This window comes from Humibacillus xanthopallidus, from assembly GCF_044793955.1.
In the GTDB taxonomy this organism is placed as follows: Bacteria; Actinomycetota; Actinomycetes; order Actinomycetales; family Dermatophilaceae; genus Humibacillus; species Humibacillus xanthopallidus_C.
This window is the reverse complement of sequence record NZ_CP084995.1, coordinates 401,366-418,098: the sequence shown is the minus strand read 5'-3', so window position 1 is coordinate 418,098 and position 16,733 is coordinate 401,366. Positions and strand designations below refer to the sequence as shown.

Below are 16,733 nucleotides of genomic sequence, written 5' to 3'. Positions count from 1 at the left end.
AGGCCCCTGACCTGCCAGGGCCGCTCGCTCAACCGGTGCAGTCTGCGCTGGAGCACTGAAGGGGCTTCTAACGGTCGGCCCATATCGCTTTCGCTCCGGCTACCCAGAGGTAACACTGGGTGACAGGAGGCGAGGTCAATGAACAGTGACGTCAGGCAGAACCCGTCCACCGAGCAGGCCGACCGCACCGGTCGTGTTGACGCCACCGAGCGGGAGTCCCGCGCGGTCGTCGAGGCGGCGCGCGATAAGGGGTGGGAGCGACCGAGCTTCGCCAGGGGCCTCTACCTCGGCCGCTTCGACCTCGACCTCGTCCACCCCCATCCGCGGGCCGACGCGGCAGACGACGCCCGCGGTGACGAGTTCCTGGTCAGGATGCGCGAGGTCTGCACACAGATCGACGGCGCCCGCATCGAGCGCGAGGAACAGATCCCTGACGAGGACGTCAAGGCCCTGGCGGACGTGGGCGCCTTCGGCATGAAGATCCCTCGCGAGTACGGCGGGCTCGGTCTGACCACGTCGTCCTATGGCAAGGCCCTGATGCTGGCCAGCTCCGCCCACCCGAGCATCGGGGCGCTGCTGTCGGCCCACCAGTCGATCGGGGTCCCGGAGCCGGTCAAGCTCGTCGGCACCCCCGAGCAGAAGGAGGCGTTCCTGCCCCGCTGCGCCGCGGGCGCCATCTCCGCGTTCCTTCTGACCGAGCCCGACGTGGGGTCTGACCCGGCCCGGCTGGCAACCACGGCCATCCCCACGACGGACGGCACGGCATACCTCGTCGACGGCGTGAAGCTGTGGACGACCAACGGCGTCGTTGCTGAGCTGCTCGTGGTCATCGCGCGGGTGCCCGCGCATGACGGCCGCAAGGGAGGCATCACCGCGTTCGTCGTCGAGGCAAGCTCCCCGGGGATCACCGTCGAGCGTCGCAACTCCTTCATGGGGCTCAGGGGGATCGAGAACGGTCTGACCCGCTTCCACCAGGTGCGGGTCCCCGCGGAGAACCGGCTGGGCAACGAGGGCGACGGCCTCAAGATCGCGCTCACCACCCTCAACGCCGGGCGGCTGGCCATCCCCGCGATGTGCGCAGGGGCGGCCAAGTGGGCGCTGAAGATCGCGCGTGAGTGGTCCTCCGAGCGGGTGCAGTGGGGCCGGCCGATCGGCGAGCACGACGCCGTCGCCGAGAAGATCGCGTTCATCGCCGCCACGACGTACGGTCTGGAGTCGGTGCTGGAGCTGTCGGCGCAGCTCGCCGACGCGGGCAGCAAGGACATCCGGATCGAGGCCGCACTTGCCAAGCTGTGGGCCAGCGAGATGGCGTGGAAGATCGCCGACGAGCTCGTGCAGGTCCGTGGAGGCCGAGGGTACGAGACCGCCGAGTCCCTGCGCGCCCGCGGCGAGCGCGCCGTGCCCGCCGAGCAGGTGCTGCGCGACGTGCGGATCAACCGCATCTTCGAGGGCTCGAGCGAGATCATGCGTCTGCTCATCGCCCGGGAGGCCGTTGACGCCCATCTCAAGGCGGCCGGCGCGCTCGCGGACAAGGACGCGACGTTCCAGCACAAGGCGCGGGCGGCGGTGGGAGCCAGTGGGTTCTACGCGAAATGGCTGCCGCACCTCGTGGCCGGCCGCGGCACCGCGCCGATGTCGTATGCCGCGTTCGGGCCTCTCGCGGAGCACCTGCGGTTCGTGGAGCGGTCCAGTCGCAAGCTGGCTCGGCACACGTTCTACGGCATGTCCCGCTGGCAGGCGAAGCTGGAGTACCGGCAGGTGTTCCTCGGCCGGATCGTGGACATCGGCGCCGAGCTGTTTGCCATGACGGCCGCGTGCAGCCGGGCGGAGATGCTGCGCGTCGACGACGAGGTGCGTGGCCGCCACGCCTACCAGCTCGCCGACGCGTTCTGCGACCAGAGCCGGCTGCGCGTGGAGACGCTGTTCGCCGCCCTCTGGACCAATACCGATGCCACCGACTCACGGCTGGCGCAGCGTGTGCTGGCCGGCGACTACACCTGGCTCGAGGAGGGCGTGCTCGATCCGAGCGAGGGCACCGGACCCTGGATCGCCCCGTGGTCGCCGGGGCCCAGCGAGACGGAGTCAGTCTGGCGCCCCCTCCGGTGACGTCGTCGAGGTGAGTCCTCCTCGCTGGGAGGCGCAAGGAATCGTTGAGATGGCGCGGGGCTGCAGGCATGAATCGGTGCATCCCACCCGCTCGTCAGCACCGGGGTAGACAATCAGGCATGGACGACCCGCCCTCCGTCGTAGCCCGCTGGCTGGCCGCCGGTGACTCGGGGGATGTTGCGGCCTTCGACGCCCTCCTGCATCGTGACGTCGTCGTCCACGCACCGAGGGGCCTCTCAAACTGAGGACCTCGAGTCAGAGAAACGGGTGTGGCTCCAGGCACTGGCCGCCATGCCCGACCTTCGCCACGAGGTGCAGGAAGTCGTGACTCAGCAAAACGTGGAGATGGCCCGAGTCATCGTCACCGGGACCCTGCGCCATGACTTCGCTGGAATCCCGGGAACGGGGCGGTCCTTCCGGATGGATCAGGCCGTCATCTGCCACCTCCGGGACGGCAAGATCGCCGAAGCGTGGGAGATCGCCGACGTCAGCTCGTTGGACGACCAGTGAGCCCGTGACTGCGCCGCATCCGCACGGTCCCCAGCCATCCGTTCTGCGTCGGTGGAGTGCAGATGGCCGGCCCCGTAGTTCTTCGCGGCGTCTGCCAGACAGTCGGCGTCAACCCTTCCGAGATGTCACCGCCGGTCGTACTGTGCGATGACAGGGCGCTGGAGAGGAGCGGCAACATGAGCCAGGTCGACAGGTCCCCCGGGCCAGTGAGATGGATGCTCCGTTTGGAGGGGCTCAGGGGCCTCGACGACGCGGTGGCAGCCATCGAGCCGACCATCCGCACAACTTTCGCGAGCGGTGTTCGTGGGCAGGTGCTGCGCGGCGACTGGATCGGGCATGCCCTTCACCCGGCCCTGGCCAACTTCGTGCTCGGCTCGTGGACGTCGGCGACGGTGCTCGACGTCATCGGCGACCAGGGCTCACGTCGTGCAGCACGGCAGCTGGTCGGCGCGGGCCTGCTCGCCGTCGGACCAACCGCGTGGTCGGGGTGGGCCCAGTGGGCCGAGGCGGGGCCGCGTGGCCAGCGGGTCGGTCTCGTCCACGCCGTGGCCAACGGTCTGGCGATCGGCTTCTACACGGCGTCGTACCTGTCACGACGACGCGGTTCTGATGCCGTTGGTGCGCGCCTCGGCTTCGCTGGAGTCGCCACCGCTGGTGTCGCTGCGTATCTGGGCGGGCACCTGTCGACGGCGCGCAAGGTGGGCACGAGGCACCCGGCCTTCGTGAACACCGGTGATGTCGACTGACCGCACGTCGAGTCACTCGAGGAGTATCTGGTACCGCTCTGGTACCGTTGGTGCATGGCTATGAATCTTCGGCTGACCGACTCGGAGAGCGAAGCCCTGCGCGCCAAGGCCGAGCAGGAAGGGCGTTCGATGCAGGAAGTGGCCCGGACCGCCATCGCCCAGTACGTCTCTGACCGCCCGCAGCGGCTGCTGAGCGCGATCCAACGGGTGCGCACCGAGGACCGTGAGCTGCTCGAGCGACTGAGCAAGTGAGTGCCGAGGCGGTCGACTACCTGTCGGTCGAGGATCTCCTGGAGATCGCCGGTGGAGTGATGGACGAGGTCGCGATCAGAGACGCCGGGCTGTTGGCCGCGGCCGCGGCGCGCCCCGAGGTCACCGTGTTCGGTGAGGACGCCTATCCGAGTTTCGAAGAGAAGGTTGCAGCGCTCCTACACTCCTTGGTCCGCAATCACGCACTCGTGGACGGGAACAAGCGCCTCGCATGGTCCGCCGCCCGCATTTTCTGCCTTCTGAACGACCGGGACCTGACGTACACCGTCGACGAGGCCGAGGACCTGATGCTCAGGGCGGCATCCGGCCAGATCGACGTGCCGGATATCGCTGCTTGGCTGGCCATCCGGCTGACACCTACGTCCTAGCGCCCGTGTCGGGCGGCCCGTCCTCAGCAAGACATGGAGGAGGCAGTCGGCACCGTTGATCAGGCTCCTGCGGTCACCTGTGTTCCGGCATCCCCACTTGGGGCCAACTGCGTCCCGCGGGCCCAGGGTAAGGCGGGGCCGGCAGTCGGACCCCCAGTCACTTGGGTTGCCTCAGCCCCCGATGACGCCCGCGGTGCCCGTGTTGACGTACTCCTTGCCGCAGCGAGCGCAGGCGCGGTACAGCTGACCATCCGTGGTGTGCGTCGTCTTCCACAGGTGGCGCGTGTTGGTGCGGCAGCCAAGAGGATGTCGCACGGCGGGCTCCGGCTGCGGACCGCCGTCGGTCAGGGCGGTATGCATCGAGGACCTTGACGCGGCGACACCCACCGCATACCGCCACGCGGCGATGCGCCCGAGCTCATGCATCTCGGCGACTAGCTCGTCGTGGTAGCGATCACGCGTCTCGGAGGGCACGCCCTCGGTGGCCCGCTCCATTGCCGCCGCCGCGAAGCGGATCGACGCCCTCTGCTTCTTCCTTCTCATGACAAGCCTTCCTTCGGTATCGGAACGAAGCCAAGCTGCGGCCGGCGGGAGGAGGCCAGGGCGCGTCCCGCCTGGGTGGCGCCCGACTCGGTGAGTCGGTAGTACCTGCGCGCCGGGCGTCCCGCCGCGCTCGGGTCGATGTCCTCCCACCGGGACTCGAGCCAGCCGACCCGCTCGAGGCGCGCCAGGATCGGGTGGATCGTGCCGCTCGGCAGACCCGCGAGCTGGCCGATCTGCGAGCCGTACCAGTCGGCTGACAGATCGCTGAAGAGGACGTCGAGGACCAGTCGAGTGGCCATGGTCATCCGCGGAGGCATAGTCGTAGTCTACCTAGCCACGGCTTGCCAGACTAGATCCTGTCGGCATGCTCCAAGGAGGTGATCGGGCGGCGAGCACTTGCCAAGCTCCTCGCAGAAAGTGGCCCCGACGTCACCGGGAAGATCGGTCACTCCGGTTGCGGCAATCCCCTGGTGGCCACGCCCCCTGCTCGGACTCGGACCAGCGCCTGCCACCCACGACTTAAACGCCGCCGCCGCCGCCTCCGCCATCGCCCATGGCGGTCACGCCACCACCTCCGCCGCCCCAGACGCCACCACCCGGCGCATCCGCCGGACGGACGTGCACCTCCGCGCTGAGCTGAGCCGCCTCGGGCGAGTTGTCGAAACCCTCCAGCAGATGCGTCGCGCTGTCCGACGCGACAGCCGCTGCTGCAACTGGGCCGAGCACCGACCCGGCGAAGAGCAGACCGCCGGAAGGTGCGGCAGCGGCCTCTGTCGCGTAGCGGCCCTCGCTCACACCATGGCCGGGACGACGCAACATCCGGACGAGATACCCCTGATCACCTTGATGGGCGGCAACGGCGGCGCGCGCCAGCTGGCCCGGCTCACTCGTCGTGGGCCGAGAATCCTCGGGCAGATCCAACCGCAACCGCAGCAGCAGCCGCTCGCGCGCCTCCGGGGCCAAGGCTGCGAACGCCTCTCGGTGCGCCTGCTCCAAGACGCCTGGCGTCGCGACGCGCACCAGGTACTTGTACTGCGCCACGTCCTTGGCCGCGTCTGCCGATGCCGCCTGATCTCGAGTCGCATCTCGGTCGCCATCGCGCCCGACGGTCTTGTTGGTCAAGCGCACGACCCTGTCGCGAAGCCCCATCGCCACTCCTCTCGCGGCCCCTGATCAACAGTCCTCCCACCCAGACTCGTGGTCAACGTCAATCCGCGTGCTCCCGCTGACACCAGGGCCGCGGGGCTCAGCCGGCCAACGCGTTGGTGCGCAGGTAGCGCCCGAAGTGCGGCACCGTGAAGGCGATGAGCCCCCGCTCGCCGGAGTAGATGAGCCCCTTCTTGATGAGGGCGTCACGCGCCGGCGAGAGCGACTGCGGCTTGCGTCCCAGCACCTCTGCCACCGCCGACGTCGGCACCGCCTCACGCTCACCCACCATGCCGTATGCCGCCGCGCTGGGTCCGTCGGAATCAGCACTCCCCGACGGGGAGCCTTCTGTCGCAATCGGATTGAGCAGCGCAGCATCAGCCATGGCCCGGAGGTACTCGCGCTCGGCCGGCGTGGCGCGCTCGTAGCGCGATCCGAAGAAGCCGACGGCCAGCTCCGACTCCGCCTCGGGCGCGGCCACCCGGATGTCCTGGGCGGTCACCGGTGAAGAGGGCGCGACGTCCCAGACCACCTTGCCGTAGGCCTGGATGAAGTAGGGGTAGCCCGCCGTGATGGCATACATCTCGTCGAGCGCCTCGGCAGTGAACTCGCACTCCTCCTCGGCTGCTGGCCCCACGAGTGCCTGGTCGGCGGCCTCACGCGGGAGCCGGTCGATGCGGGAGTAGCGGAAGAGCCTCTCGGAGTAGGACTTCGACGCCGACAGCACCGCCGGGAGGTGCGGCAGGCCCGCCCCGACGACGATGACGGGCAGCCCCGACTGCGAGATCTCGTGGCAGGCCGCGCAGAGCGCGGAGACGTCCTCGGGGTCGAGGTCCTGCATCTCGTCGATGAAGAAGGCGACCCCCTTACCGACGTCGGCCGCGAGCCCACCGATGTCGGTGAAGAGCTCGACGAGATCGATCTCGATGTCGCCGGAGTCGGCCCGTCCGGTCACCGCGGGCACGTCGATGCCGGGCTGCCATCGGTCACGCAGCTTGGCGGCCGCCGGGGCCTCGCGCAGCGCGAAGGACTTGACGATGCCGAGCACCTGGTCGACCTCGCCGCCGCGCGGGTGGCCGAGCTCTCGCACCGCCTGGTGCGCTGCCGCTGCGAGGGGGCGGCGCAGTCGCTGGTCGGGGCGCGCCTCGAGCTTGCCCGTGCCCCAGTGGGCGCGCACGGCCGAGCTGCGCAGGGCGTTGAGCAGGACAGTCTTGCCGACGCCGCGCAGCCCGGTGAGCACGATCGAGCGCTCGGACCGGCCTCGCGCGATGCGCTCGAGCACGACGTCGAAGGTGCGCAGCTGCTCGTCGCGGCCGGCGAGCTCGGGCGGGCGCTGGCCAGCGCCAGGCGCATACGGGTTGGTGATCGGATCCACGATCGGAGGCTATACGCGTCTCTACCGAAATCCTGAGACATCCGGATAGACACCGATCGGCGCGTCGCACCCATCCGATCCGCCCGCCCGCTCCGAACAGTGACCGTCAGGGTCAACTCACCTCGGGGGCACCACCGAAAGGCACCACCATGGCTTCATCGCACCGCAGGTTCGCCGTCGCCGCATCGGCTGCATCACTCGTCCTGCTCGTCCCCCTCGCGCCCGCCTTCGCCGGGCACACCAACACCCTGCTCGAGGCCTCGCTGACCGGCCGCGCCGAGGTCGGCGCGACCAAGGCCCTGGCCGGCGATCCCAACGGTCGCGGCGAGGCCTACGTCAACGGCGTCGACGGCGACCCCACGACGCTCTGCTACGTGCTGACCGTCAGCAAGATCGCCCCCGCCACGGCCGCTCACATCCACAAGGGCGTGGCCGGCACCAACGGGCCCGTCGTCGCCAACCTCGCGGCCCCCGCCGACGGCAACGCCGCCGACTGCCTGACCGAGGGCGAGGCGGGCAAGTTCGTCGGCGGCCAGACGGTCGCCGACATCCTCGCCAACCCGGAGCAGTACTACGTCAACGTGCACAACGCGGAGTTCCCGGGTGGCGCGATCCGGGGCCAGCTGAGCCTCCAGCACTGAGGTCCAGGGCGTCGCAACAGTCACCGACTCGATGGGAACCGCCGTTGTTTGATGCGGATTCCACCGAATGAGGACATGAAAAAGCGCCGTTCCGCACGGTCAGGGGTGGTCATGCGGAACGGCGCGTTGCGACTATAACGTGACCGGCAGCCCAGCGGTCAACTGGTAGCAAAGATTTCAAAAACCTCGTCGGGGCTGGCGATGGAGTCCTGCTCCTGGACGAGCAGCATCTCCTCCGAGCCCGCTGCGTGGGTGCGCTCCAGCACGGCATACATCGTCGCCGCGGTGCGGGCGAGCGCCGCCTGCGGCCCGTCGGTGAGCAGGTGGGCGAGGAAGACCGCGGCCGTCACGTCACCGCCGCCGCGCACCGTCATCGGGAGCATCGGCGTCGTCACGAGCCACGAGCCCTCACCCGTGACGCAGGCCATCTGGATGGATCCCTCCGGGGTGTCGGTCGTCAGGGCGCTCGTCACGAGCACGACGTCGGGGCCGACCGCCCGCAGCTGCTGGGCCGCCTCGAGCAGGCTCTCCTGGGTCGTCACGGTGCGCCCGACGAGGTGCTCGAGCTCGAACTGGTTGGGAGTCACGATGTCGGCCCGCGGCACGACGTGGTCGCGCATGAACTCCGGGATGCCGGGCCGCACGAAGAAGCCCCGCCCCACGTCACCCATGACGGGGTCGCAGCAGTAGACGGCGTCCGGGTTGGCCGCCTTGACCCGCGCCACCGCGTCGAGGACGACGTCGGCGACCTGCTCCGCGCCGAGGTAGCCCGAGAGCACGGCGTCGATCGTCGGGAAGGCGCCGCGGTCCTCGATGCCGCTGATGACCTCGGCGACGTCGGACGGCGCGATGAGCGGCCCGCGGGTCGCGCCGTAGCCGGTGTGGTTGGAGAAGGTCACCGTGAGCACGGGGTAGACCTCGTGACCGAGCCGCTGCAGCGGGAAGACCGCGGCCGAGTTGCCGGCGTGGCCGTAGGCGACGTGGGACTGGATCGACATGATCTTCACGAGTCGCAAGGTTAGTGCTACCCCGGGTGACGCGCCGTTGCCCGTGCGAGGATGAAGCATGAGCACGATCCCCACCACGACCGTGACCGAGCTGCCCGACGACGCCGTCATCGTCGACGTCCGAGAGGCCGACGAGTGGGCCGCCGGGCACGCCCCCAACGCCGTCCACATCCCGCTCAGCGACCTCCCGGCCCGCCTGGGTGAGCTGCCCGACAGCGACGACACCATCCCGGTCGTCTGCCGCAGCGGCGGACGCTCCGGCCGCGCGGTGGAGTGGCTGGCCCAGCAGGGCTTCGACGTCGCCAACGTCGAGGGCGGCATGCGCGCCTGGCACTCCGCAGGCAAGCAGCTCGCGGGCTCCGGAGAGCCCCGCATCCTCTGACCCACCCCGGGCCGTATGCCGTGCGGCCCCTTCGCGAGATGACGACCCTCCCGAGATGACCGATCACCGAGACAGCTACGACGGAACCGACCCGGACCCCGACGCCGACCGCTGGTCGGCTTGGCTGCCTCCGCTCGACGCGACGAGCGACCGCACCGGGGCGGCCGATCCGGGGCCACAGTCCGCGGCCCCCCCGCCGCCGGCTCCGGGCACGAGTCTCCCGCAGAGTGCGGGTCCGACGCTGCCGCAGAGCGCAGGCCCCGCGGTGCCGCCCCCACCCAGCCCGGCGACGTGGTCCTACACCTCCTACCGGTCCGCGCCGCCACCCACGCTGCCTCCACAGGTCGTGGCGGGCCCGCCACGTCACCTCGGACTGGCGATCTTCGCCACCTTCTTCGGCTTCCCGCCCCTCGGGCTCATCGCCATCGTGCTGGCCCTCTCGGTCGCCCGGCTGCACCGGTCGGGCCGGATCGCCGAGGCCGCGCGCGCGTCACGCCGGGCCCGCTCCTGGGCCATCACCGCCCTCGTGATCAAGGTGCTGTGGATGGCCTTCTACGCGTTCGTCGTCGGGTCCTGAGCCCGTCAGGGCTCCGTTGGGTCGCCGTGGGAGCTCGGTCCGGACCTCGGCAGGGGCACGGTCGGGCCTAGATCAGGGCGCATCCAAGGCGACCGGATCGGTGCAGACGAGCTCGTCACCCTCGGGCGCGCGCACGGGGGCCTCGAGCACCCCGTCGAGGGCGGTCGAGGGTCGCATGCTGTCGAGGCGCTCACCGACCTGGACGCAGAACTGCCACGTGCCGGGGTCGGTCGGAAGGGGGTCACGGGGGGCGGCGAACTCCGCACCCGGGACGTCGAGCTCGGGGGGCGACAGGGCATACGCCCGGCCCTCGAGGGCGCCGGAGGCCGGAATCACCCGGACCCCGGTCGTCGGGGCGGCGATGAACGAGACACCCGGAGCAGCCGCGAAGGACTGCTTGCTGATGCGCACGGCGTCGCCGTCGGCATAGACCCAGGCGTGCTCGGGGTTGACGTCGGGCGGCAGGCCGGCCGAGCCGAGGCTGTCGGGCACGACGTCGTAGGCGACGAGCTCGCCGCCCGCGTTCCCCCCGCCGCCCTCGCGCGTCAGGGTGTAGGTGACGACGACACCCGGCTTGCGGCGCACCCCGGGGTCGACCGGCTGCTCCGAGAAGCCGATCTCGAAGGTCGCGTCGAGTCGCACGCCCGCTCCGGTGACCGACGCGCGCGCCGAGGTCGCGCCGGGTGCCGGGGTCTCAGGTGCAGGGGTCTCGGGTGCGGTGCTGCTGGCGGAGCCTCCGGGCGACCCCGTTGTGCCGGCGCCGGCGGGGGTCGCCCCACCTGACGGCGTGGCCTGGCCGCAAGCAGCCGCTGAGCCCATGACGAGGATCAGCGCGAGTGTCGGCAGCGCCCGAACGCGCAACGTGGAAGTGCTCATGTCCATGAGAGACACCCAACGCGGGGCAGACGTTGCATCCCAGGTGGCGGTGGCGCCGGACGCGCGCTCACTTGAGCAGCCGGCTCATCCGTCGGTCGGCGAGCGGCTTGCCGCCCGTCTGGCAGGTCGGGCAGTACTGCAGCGACGTGTCGGCGAAGGACACCTCGCGCACGGTGTCGCCGCACTCGGGGCACGGCTCACCGGTGCGGGCGTGCACGCGCATGCCGGCGCGCTTGGCGTCCTTGAGCTCCTTGGCCGGCTTGCCCGACGCCGTGCCGACGGCGCCCTTGAGCGTGTCGCGCAGAGCGGCATACAGGCGGTCGACGACCTCGGGACCGAGCGTGCCGGCGAGCGCGAAGGGGCTGATCTTGGCGACGTGGAGGATCTCGTCGGAGTAGGCGTTGCCGACGCCCGCGATGAACTCCTGGTCGCGCAGCAGGCCCTTGATCTGCGTGCGGCGCCCGTCGAGCAGCGCGCGGAAGCGCTCGAGGGTGAAGTCGTCGGCGAGCGGGTCGGGGCCGAGCCGGGCGATGCCGGGCACCTCGGCGGGGTCGGTGACGATGTAGGCGGCGAGCGACTTTTTCGTGCCGGCCTCGGTCAGGTCGAAGCCGGAGCCGTCGGACAGCCGGACGCGCAGGGCGATCGGCGACTTGCCGGGGCGCACCACCGTGATCGGCAGCTGGTCGGACCAGCGCAGCCACCCGGCGCGGGCGAGATGGAAGACGAGGTGGGTGCCGTCGGCGTCGATGTCGAGGAACTTGCCGTGCCGGTGCACCCCGTCGATGGGGCTGCCCTCGAGAGCCTGCGGCGGCGGGTTGAAGGTCTTGAGCACGCTGAAGGAGGCGAGCTCGACCCCGGTGATGGCGAGTCCGTCGGTGCGCTCGGCGAGGAAGTCGACGAGCGCCTGCACCTCGGGCAGCTCAGGCATGGCCCCAGTCTGACATCCGGGAGCGTCAGCGGGTGGGCTGACGCTGGGGTCGCGAGGGCTGCTCGTCCTCGGCCACCGCCGGGCCGACGCGCCCCTGCCCGTCCAGTGTGCGCAGCAGGGAATGGCCATCGGGCGCCGAGAAGGTCGGCACGCTGCGCGGGCCCATCATGCGCGCCGGCGCGTCGATCTTCATCGGGTTGCTCAGCACCTGCTCGGTCGGCGAGAGGTGTCTGATGCAGATCGCGTCGACCCGGTCGGGACGCGCCTCCGCGAACTCGGCATAGAGCTGCGGGTCGTGCTGGCCGTCGTCACCGACGAGCAGCCACTTGATGTCGGGGAAGTCGCGCGCCAGCCGGTGCAGGCAGCTGCGCTTGTGGTCCTGCCCGCTGCGGAACCACCCGGTGTTGGTGGGGCCCCAGTCGGTGAGCATCAGCGGCCCCAGCGGGAAGCCGTTCTCGAGGAGGAAGCGGTTGAGCGTCGCCGCGGTGTTCCACGCCCCGGTCGAGACGTAGACGATAGGGGCTCCGGGGTGCGCCGACAGCAGGCGGCGATACATCGGCGCCATGCCGGGCACCGCGTGACGGGCCTTGGCCCGCCGCACGAAGGTGTTGAAGGCCGCGATCATGGGTCGAGGCAGCATCGTCGTGATGACGGTGTCGTCGATGTCGCTGACGAGGCCGAAGCGCACGTCGTCGGCGACGATGAAGACGTCGGCCGCCACCGGGTCGGTGCCCTGGGCCTCGACGACGACCTGCTGCCAGCCCGGCTCGAGACCGTGGTCGCGGGCGACGATGTCGACGTGGCCGCCACGGTCGGAGCGACCGAAGATCTCGCGGTCGCCTGCCGTGACCTTGACCGGCACCCCCGTCGCGGGCGAGGTGAGGAAGGCGCGCCAGCCGCGGTCGTAGTGCGCCGGGCTCAGTGCACCGGTCGCGTCCTGTCGGCTCTCGGGGCCCTCGGTGCTCTCACGACCCTTGCGCCCGAGCAGGATCCGCGCAAAGACCCTGACGAAGGAGGGCGAGCCGTAGCCGACGTGGGTGATGACGCGGTTGCCCCACCCCCGGCCTCGGAGCACGCGCTCGATCTGCTCGTGGACGGTGTCCTCGACGATGGCGGCCGCGTGCGGTCGTGACATGTGCTCAACCTACCCGGAGCAGGGCCACCCCCGTCGGTTGGCGCGTGGCCGGTGAGTGGCCGGAAGGTGGGACCGGGAGGCACGCCGGGTGTCGTCCGTTGTTGGATGGTGGCCGTGCACCCCATCGCGCAGGTCCTGAGCAACGCCGCCCGCGGCGAGTTCCCCGACGTCGACGGCGCGTGGGAGCGGGCGGAGCCGTGGCACGACGGGGTCGAGGGCGTCGTCGCCCTCACCGGCCATGCCGTGATCGCGGTCGGCGAGGACGTGTCAGCCGAGCGCATCAATGCCTTGGGGGCCAACGGATTCGGCGGAGCGAGCAATCCTCGGCTCGTCGCCGCCATCGCCGGCGACGGCTGGATCGACGCTCTCGACATCGTGCTCGTCGCGAGCGGGCTCGGCGGCGAGCCGCAGCTCGTGCCGCGCAGCGACCTGCGCAACCACCCGCGCGCCGAGCACGCCACCGTCGTGCGCACCGGCGTCGTCACCTTCGGGTATGCCGCGGCCGACGACCACACCCTCGTGACCCTCGCGACGGGGCTGGGTGGCCTGCCGGAGCTCGGCATCGAGATCGACCCCAGCAAGGGCCACTCCGGCGCGGAGGTGACGCGGGCCGCGCTGACCCTCGTGCCCCGCGACGAGGTCGTCGTCGCCGCCTGTGCCCCCGGCAACGCCCGAGCCCTGCGCGCCGCCCTGTCGGCGGGCTTCGAGCCGGTGGCCTCCGTGCAGCTCTGGCGACCCCAGCGCAGTTGAGCGCCAGGATCGTTGACCCTCAGCACCGTTCACCGTCAGCACCGTCGAGATGCAGCACCGCCATGCCCCATGACCGTTGCCCACGGTGATGGCTCGGCGCAGACGTCGTCGACTGGACGATGTCGCCCCCTCATGATCGGATCTGCGGGTGGACGACGCCGTCGAGGTCCCGGACGACGCGATGAGCCGACCGGCTGATCGCCGGGTGCACCCACCCCTGCGCCAGACCTGGGGCCGACGGGTGTGGCCGATCGTGCCCCTCGCCTTCGTGGGCTGGTGGCTCGTGGGGGCGCTCCCGTGGGTCGTCACCGGCCTCGACCTCACGCCGCGCCTCACGACCGCACGCGACCGGCCACCCGAGCCCTACCTGTCGACGCTCCCCTTCCTCACGGGCCAGCTCCCGCTGCTCGTCGTGCTCACGATGTGTGCCGGTGCCGTCTCGGCCTTCGCGGTGCTCTGGACGCGGCCGCACGACGGCAGGCGCGTGCGCCGCGCCCTCGCAGCGCTCACGGGGGCCCTGGCCGCGACGGCCTACACGGTCGTGCAGTCGGCCGGCGCGGCCCGCCAGTCGGCCGGCACCTTCGACGGCGACGCCCGAGTGCTGCGCCCGCTCGTCGCGATCGCGGTGGCCTGCAGCCTCGGCGGCTTCGTCCTCGGGCTCTGTGTCGCTTACGGCCGGCCCGTGCTGCGCGCCCTCGCCACCGCGCCCCTCGCGGTCCTGACCGTCAACTGGCTGTCGGCGCTCACCGTGGCGCTGCTCGGCCCGGCCGCAGCCCCGCTCCTCGTCGGCCAGACCCGCTGGCTCGTGGGCATCCTGCTCGGCCTGGCCCTGGCTACGGTCGGGCTGCGGCCCGCTCGGCGCATCGTCACCTGGGTAGTCGCGCTCGCCTCCGTCTGGGTGCTCGACGCCGCCATCACGGCGCTCGCCTACGTCACGGTGCTGCTGCGCCCGGGCGCGGGGTTGCCGGGCAACGTGCGCGAGGTCGCAGATGCCGGCCGAGACGTCTTCGTGCAGGCGCTGCTCGCCTATCGTCCCGGGCCGCTCGTGCTCGCCGTCGTCGTCGGCCTCGCAGGCGCACTCCTGCTGCCCCGACTGCGTCCCCGCGGCGACGGACCCCGCTCGGCTGCGCACCCGTCCAGCGAGTCCGGACCCTCGCCAGTCGCACCCAGGGACCACGCGGCCACCGGGCCACGGGCGCCCGAGCCGGCCGCACGGCATACGGACGACGCGGCAGCGCGATGAGCCCGTCGCTCAGGAGCGGCACGTACCGTGGGCGCATGGTTGGCACCCGACGCACCCGACGCCCCCGCTCGACCGTGGCCGCCGTGCTCGGTGGCGTGCTCGTGCTGGGGCTCGGCACCGGCTGCTCGCTCCTCGAGCAGGCGCCCGCGCCCGAGGACGCCGCCCGGGCCCTGGCCACCGGACTCGCCAAGGCCGACCTCGCGGGGGTCGCCTTCGCGGGGTCGACGACACCGGCAGCGGCGAGCGCCTTCGTGACGAAGGCCTACAAGGGGCTCGGCACCCTGCGGCCCGAGGTCACCGTCACCGCCGTCAAGGCGAGCGGCGACGGCGAGGAGGCGACCGCGACCCTCCAGACCCGGTGGGACATCTCCGTGTCACCCACCGACTGGACCTACGCGACCACCGTGCCGATGCGCCTCGTCGACAACGTGTGGCAGGTGTCGTGGTCACCCGGCGTCGTGGCTCCCCAGCTCACGGCCAACGAGACGCTGGCGCTCCAGCGCACCTGGCCGCGCCGCGCCGACATCCTCGACGCCAACGGCACCAAGCTGATGACGGAGCGCGAGGTCGCCGTCATCGGCATCGACAAGACGAAGGTGTCCGGCGCCGCTGCCGCCGCGTCAGCGAAGCAGCTCGCCGGCCTCGTTGGCATCGACCCCACCCGGTATGCCGCGAAGGTGTCGTCCGCCGGCGCGAGGGCCTTCGTCGAGGCGATCACGCTGCGCTCCGACGACCCGGTGCTCGCGAAGCAGGGCCCGGCGATCGCTGCGGTGAAGGGGTCGCTGACAGTGCCGGCCCTCAAGGTGCTCGGGCCGACCCGCACCTTCGCCGCGCCCATCCTCGGCAGCGTCAGCGAGGCGACCGCCGAGCAGGTCAAGGACTCCGGCGGGGTGCTCGCGGCCGGTGACGAGGTCGGGCAGAGCGGTCTGGAGTTCCGCTACGACGAGCGGCTGCGGGGCACGCCCGGCCTCGCCGTGCGGGCCGTCGAGCGGGGCGCCGACGGCAGCGTCGTCGACCAGCGTGAGCTCTTCGCCGAGGTGTCGACGCCCGGCGAGCCTCTGCGCACCAGCCTCGACTCCCGCGCCCAGACCGCCGCCGAGAGCGCCCTCGCCAAGCAGACGGCCCGGCCCACGGCGCTCGTCGTCGTCAAGGTCTCGACCGGTGAGGTGCTCGCCGCCGCCGTCGGGCCGGGAGCCAAGGGCTCCACCCTGGCCCTCGCCGGCAAGGCCGCCCCGGGCTCGACGTTCAAGATCGTCAGCTCGCTCGCGATCGCCCGCAAGGGCGCGACGGCGGCCACCACGCTGCCGTGCACCGAGACGCTCACGGTCAACGGTCGACGGTTCAGCAACTACACCAACTACCCCGCCGACAAGCTCGGCGACATCTCGATGCAGACCGCGCTCGCCTACTCGTGCAACACGGCCTTCATCAGCCAGCACGAGAAGGTCAGCCAGGACGACCTCACCACTGCCGCGCAGTCGCTCGGCATGGGCGAGAAGCTCGACCTGCCCTTCACCGGCTTCCTCGGGTCGGTGCCGGCGACCGACGACGTCGTCGAGCACGCGGCGTCCTTCATCGGCCAGGGCCGGGTCGAGGCCTCACCGCTCACGATGGCCCTCGTCGTCGCCTCGGTGATGAAGGGCCAGACCGTGCGACCGACCCTCGTCGCCGGCGCGCCCGCCCTGCCCGCGCCCGCGACCCCGCTCGACCCCACGGAGGCGGAGCTGCTGCGCCAGGAGATGCGGGCCGTCGTGACGGAGGGGTCGGGCACCGTGCTGAAGCCGGCCGGGGTGGAGTTCGCCAAGACCGGAACGGCCGAGTTCGGCACCAAGAGCCCGCCCGACACCCACGCGTGGATGGTCGCCGGCCGCGGTGACCTGGCGATCGCCGCCTACAACGAGGTCGGCGAGAACGGCGTCACCGGCGCCGCGCCATTCATCCTCAGCTTCCTCAAGGCCTACAACCCCAGCTGACCGATCGAGAGAGCAGTTGGTCCCGGGGCCCAGGCTCTCGTCGAGTGCCCATTTCCCGACGCCGTATGCCGGTCGGCAAGTGAGCACTCGACCGACCCTTTGCGTCGAGTGCCCATTTCCCGACGCCGTATGCCGGTCAGAAAGTGAGCACTCGACT

19 protein-coding genes are annotated in these 16,733 nt (G+C 71.2%); 11 read left to right on the top strand and 8 right to left on the bottom strand.

Features of this window, described 5'->3' with window-relative positions; translation table 11 throughout:
- The first annotated feature begins 138 nt into the window (after positions 1-138).
- From LG278_RS01905 to LG278_RS01885, 5 genes are all read left to right on the top strand, one after another.
- Entirely contained in the window at positions 139-2,106 is a 1,968-nt protein-coding gene (locus LG278_RS01905) for an acyl-CoA dehydrogenase family protein (protein ID WP_404390376.1), read from the top strand.
- 291 nt (positions 2,107-2,397) lie between these two features.
- Positions 2,398-2,616 carry an ester cyclase gene (locus LG278_RS01900; RefSeq protein WP_404390374.1) on the top strand — a complete coding sequence of 73 codons (219 nt, stop codon included), beginning with the start codon at positions 2,398-2,400 and terminating at the stop codon, positions 2,614-2,616.
- Positions 2,617-2,831: 215 nt separating this feature from the next.
- A complete protein-coding gene (locus LG278_RS01895) occupies positions 2,832-3,362 on the top strand; it encodes a DUF2231 domain-containing protein (protein ID WP_404390372.1) in 531 nt (176 codons plus the stop codon).
- Between the two features lie 54 nt (positions 3,363-3,416).
- On the top strand, positions 3,417-3,614 hold the full coding sequence (locus LG278_RS01890) for a DNA-binding protein (RefSeq protein WP_404390370.1): 198 nt from the start codon (positions 3,417-3,419) through the stop codon (positions 3,612-3,614).
- A complete protein-coding gene (locus tag LG278_RS01885) occupies positions 3,611-4,000 on the top strand; it encodes a type II toxin-antitoxin system death-on-curing family toxin (protein WP_404390368.1) in 390 nt (129 codons plus the stop codon). Before LG278_RS01890 ends, LG278_RS01885 begins: the two co-directional genes overlap by 4 nt.
- 171 nt (positions 4,001-4,171) lie before the next feature.
- Here LG278_RS01885 and LG278_RS01880 read toward each other — a convergent pair whose 3' ends face one another.
- The 4 genes from LG278_RS01880 to LG278_RS01865 all read right to left on the bottom strand — a co-directional run bounded on the left by LG278_RS01880 (position 4,172) and on the right by LG278_RS01865 (position 7,064).
- The gene (locus LG278_RS01880) at positions 4,172-4,543 is read right to left on the bottom strand and encodes a hypothetical protein (RefSeq protein ID WP_404390366.1); all 372 of its coding nucleotides are present in this window, start codon (positions 4,541-4,543) and stop codon (positions 4,172-4,174) included.
- A complete protein-coding gene (locus LG278_RS01875) occupies positions 4,540-4,842 on the bottom strand; it encodes a PadR family transcriptional regulator (RefSeq protein WP_404390364.1) in 303 nt (100 codons plus the stop codon). The genes LG278_RS01880 and LG278_RS01875 overlap by 4 nt, the downstream gene beginning before the upstream one ends.
- Positions 4,843-5,062: 220 nt before the next feature.
- Positions 5,063-5,665, bottom strand: a complete 603-nt coding sequence (locus LG278_RS01870; RefSeq protein WP_404390362.1) for a hypothetical protein — start codon at positions 5,663-5,665, stop codon at positions 5,063-5,065.
- 124 nt (positions 5,666-5,789) lie between these two features.
- On the bottom strand, positions 5,790-7,064 hold the full coding sequence (locus tag LG278_RS01865; RefSeq protein ID WP_404390360.1) for an ATP-binding protein: 1,275 nt from the start codon (positions 7,062-7,064) through the stop codon (positions 5,790-5,792).
- A 149-nt stretch (positions 7,065-7,213) separates the two neighbouring features.
- Here LG278_RS01865 and LG278_RS01860 point away from each other — a divergent pair, with 149 nt between their 5' ends.
- Positions 7,214-7,705 carry a CHRD domain-containing protein gene (locus tag LG278_RS01860; RefSeq protein WP_404390358.1) on the top strand — a complete coding sequence of 164 codons (492 nt, stop codon included), beginning with the start codon at positions 7,214-7,216 and terminating at the stop codon, positions 7,703-7,705.
- A 158-nt stretch (positions 7,706-7,863) separates the two neighbouring features.
- On the opposite strand, the gene pdxY is transcribed toward LG278_RS01860, so the two are convergent.
- Positions 7,864-8,712 (bottom strand): pyridoxal kinase PdxY, encoded by an 849-nt coding sequence (gene pdxY, locus LG278_RS01855; RefSeq protein WP_404390356.1) that lies wholly within the window; start codon positions 8,710-8,712, stop codon positions 7,864-7,866.
- 58 nt (positions 8,713-8,770) lie between these two features.
- On the opposite strand from pdxY, the gene LG278_RS01850 reads away from it, so the two are divergent.
- Together LG278_RS01850 and LG278_RS01845 are read left to right on the top strand one after the other, a co-directional pair.
- A complete protein-coding gene (locus LG278_RS01850; protein WP_404390354.1) occupies positions 8,771-9,094 on the top strand; it encodes a rhodanese-like domain-containing protein in 324 nt (107 codons plus the stop codon).
- Between the two features lie 55 nt (positions 9,095-9,149).
- The gene (locus tag LG278_RS01845) at positions 9,150-9,671 is read left to right on the top strand and encodes a CD225/dispanin family protein (protein WP_404390352.1); all 522 of its coding nucleotides are present in this window, start codon (positions 9,150-9,152) and stop codon (positions 9,669-9,671) included.
- A 72-nt stretch (positions 9,672-9,743) separates the two neighbouring features.
- Here the strand turns inward: LG278_RS01845 and LG278_RS01840 are convergent, their stop codons facing one another.
- From LG278_RS01840 to LG278_RS01830, 3 genes are all read right to left on the bottom strand, one after another.
- Positions 9,744-10,547, bottom strand: a complete 804-nt coding sequence (locus LG278_RS01840) for a hypothetical protein (RefSeq protein ID WP_404390350.1) — start codon at positions 10,545-10,547, stop codon at positions 9,744-9,746.
- 67 nt (positions 10,548-10,614) lie between these two features.
- Positions 10,615-11,475 (bottom strand): Fpg/Nei family DNA glycosylase, encoded by an 861-nt coding sequence (locus LG278_RS01835; RefSeq protein ID WP_404390348.1) that lies wholly within the window; start codon positions 11,473-11,475, stop codon positions 10,615-10,617.
- A 25-nt stretch (positions 11,476-11,500) separates the two neighbouring features.
- A complete protein-coding gene (locus tag LG278_RS01830) occupies positions 11,501-12,610 on the bottom strand; it encodes an App1 family protein (RefSeq protein WP_404390346.1) in 1,110 nt (369 codons plus the stop codon).
- Positions 12,611-12,724: 114 nt separating this feature from the next.
- Here LG278_RS01830 and LG278_RS01825 point away from each other — a divergent pair, with 114 nt between their 5' ends.
- The 3 genes from LG278_RS01825 (at position 12,725) to LG278_RS01815 (ending at position 16,576) form a co-directional block, all read left to right on the top strand.
- Complete coding sequence (locus LG278_RS01825) at positions 12,725-13,360, top strand: N-acetyltransferase (protein ID WP_404390344.1); 636 nt, start codon at positions 12,725-12,727, stop codon at positions 13,358-13,360.
- Between the two features lie 148 nt (positions 13,361-13,508).
- Entirely contained in the window at positions 13,509-14,603 is a 1,095-nt protein-coding gene (locus LG278_RS01820; protein WP_404390342.1) for a hypothetical protein, read from the top strand.
- A 35-nt stretch (positions 14,604-14,638) separates the two neighbouring features.
- Positions 14,639-16,576 (top strand): penicillin-binding transpeptidase domain-containing protein, encoded by a 1,938-nt coding sequence (locus LG278_RS01815; protein WP_404390340.1) that lies wholly within the window; start codon positions 14,639-14,641, stop codon positions 16,574-16,576.
- Positions 16,577-16,733 lie beyond the last annotated feature (157 nt).